General features: G+C 62.5%; 3 protein-coding genes. All 3 read right to left on the reverse strand.

Annotated features, from left to right (window positions below; genetic code table 11):
• On the reverse strand, positions 1–762 hold a 762-nt coding region (locus AC1DT3_RS18330; protein WP_477466658.1), incomplete at its 3' end, for an ABC transporter permease.
• 4 nt (positions 763–766) lie between these two features.
• Positions 767–1,630, reverse strand: coding sequence for an ABC transporter permease (locus AC1DT3_RS18335; RefSeq protein WP_477466659.1), 864 nt, complete (start codon positions 1,628–1,630; stop codon positions 767–769).
• The coding region (locus AC1DT3_RS18340; protein ID WP_477466660.1) for an ABC transporter ATP-binding protein at positions 1,627–2,337 on the reverse strand (711 nt) is incomplete at its 5' end. The genes AC1DT3_RS18340 and AC1DT3_RS18335, both read right to left, overlap by 4 nt.

Below are 2,337 nucleotides of genomic sequence, written 5' to 3' on the forward strand. Positions count from 1 at the left end.
GTTGATGGCCGGCGATGCGCCCTCGCGCATCTGCCCATACATGGTGATCGGCAGCGGCGGGTCGGACCCGACCAGCATCAATGTCGTATTGAAATTCTCGAACGACATCAGAAGTGCGACGAGACCGGCTCCCACGAGTGCCGGACGCAGGAAGGGCAGCGTGACCGTGCGCAGCACACGGGCGCGGCTCGCGCCGAGATCGAATGCGGCTTCCTCCAATGACCGATCGAACTTCCGCAGGCGCGCGGCGATGATCAAAGTCGCGATGGTGAGGATGAAGGAGAGTTGTCCGAGCACGATCAGCAACAGGCCGGGCCGCAATCCGTCGATGTCGGTCTGAAGCCAATCTTCGAGTCCGTTGGCCAAGCGCGAGAAGAAAGCCAGGATCGAGATGCCGAGGATGACGCCCGGGATCACGAGCGGCCACAACATCATCATGGCGAAGATCGTCTTGCCCGGGAACTCCGCCCGCTCCAGCACCCACGCATTCACCGTGCCGATGAGAACGGCGAGAACCGCAACCGGCGCAGCGACCTTGAAGCTGTTGAGGATACTCGCCAGCCAGATCGGATCCCGCAACACGCCGGGCTTGCCGAACACGGATCCGGTTCCGGTGAACCATTCGAAGGTCAAGCCGCGCCACGGCGGCGAAGGAAACGGGCTGGCGTTGAAGGCGAAGATCGCGACGACGAGCAGGGGCGCGAACAGAAAAAGGTAGAACGCCGCGATGTAGAGTTTCCAGGCTATGGTGGGACGGTTCATGGTGTCACGCCTGTCTCAAGGTCGTGCCGAGGCTCTGTCCCGACAAACGCAGACCCACCCAGACGATGAACGACGACAGCACCAGGAGCAGCATGCCGAAAGCGGCTCCTTGCGGCCAATTGAACCGCGTGATGAATTGGGCGTAGATCTGCTCGGTGAACCACAAACCGTTCTTGCCGCCGAGGAGAACGGGCGTCGCGAAGTTGCCGACGGTCAGCATGAAGACGATGATCGAGCCGGCGACGATACCGGGCATCGCGTGCGGGATGACGATGCGACGCAACACCGTCCAACGCGACCCGCCGAGATCGAAGCCCGCTTCGACCACGGACGGTTCGAGGCTCTCGAGGGCGTTGGCGAGCGGGACGATCATGAAGAGCAAGCCCCCATAGACAAGACCCAGGATCACCGCACCGTCGTTGTACAGAAGTTCGACCGGTTGACCGGCGAGACCCACCCTTTGCAGGAAATAGGAGACGACGCCCGTCTCGCGCAGAAGGATCATCCAGCCAAGCGTGCGCACCAGCTCCGAGACCCAGAACGGCAAGAGACAGAGCAGGAGAAGCATGGCTTTCACGCGCCCCTGCGCAACGCGGGCGATATAGAGTGCAATAGGAAAGGCGAGGACCAACGTACATGCGGTCACCAGGATCGACATGAACGCCGTGCGCGCGAAGGTTCGCCAATAGAGCGGCTCGGTGAAGAACTCGAGATAATTGCCGATGCCGAATGCATAGACGCGCGGGGCGACGCGCTCGCTGAAGGACAGGATCAAAATCTCCACATGCGGGAGTATGATCAGCAGACCCAACCACAGAATGGCAGGCGCCAGCAGCAGGAAGAGCGTGAGACGCCGTGCCGCCATCATGCCGCAAACACCTTCATGGCATCCGCTGCCCAGCCGAAATGAATGGGCGCACCGACACCGATACCGGCGAGCGGCCCGGCCTGCGGCAGGACGGCGCGAGCTGGCTGTTCGAAGCCGGCGGACTCGATGAGCAGGCTCGAGTTTGCACCATCGAAGAGCACCGCGGAAACACGGCCCTCGAAGCGGTTGGCGACGCCGCCGAGCGTTCCAGGATCGCCAGCAAGCGCGATGGCCTCCGGGCGAACGAAGCAGAGCGTATCGGGTTTGCCGGCAACGCCCTTGCCTTGAATGGTCGTTCCCGACGGCAAACGGATCGTGATCGCGCCAGACGAAGCTGATGCCGTCTCGCCGGCCCACCGGTTCGTCTCGCCGACGAAGCTCGCGACGAACGGCGTCTGCGGATCGTTGTAGAGTTCGCGTGGCGTGCCGACCTGTTCGAAATGGCCCTGGTTCATCACCGCGATGCGATCCGACATCACGAGCGCCTCGGACTGGTCGTGCGTGATGTACACGAACGTCGTGTTGAACATGCTCTGGAGCTGCTTCAACTCGATTTTCATGTGCTCACGCAGCTTCAAGTCGAGCGCGCCCAGCGGCTCGTCGAGCAATACGAGCGTCGGCTCGAGCACGAGACAGCGGGCGATGGCAACGCGCTGGCGTTGCCCGCCGGAGAGAGCCGTCACACGCCGGTCGCCGAATCCTTTGAG

It is taken from the genome of Microvirga sp. P4_G7 (assembly GCF_056401005.1).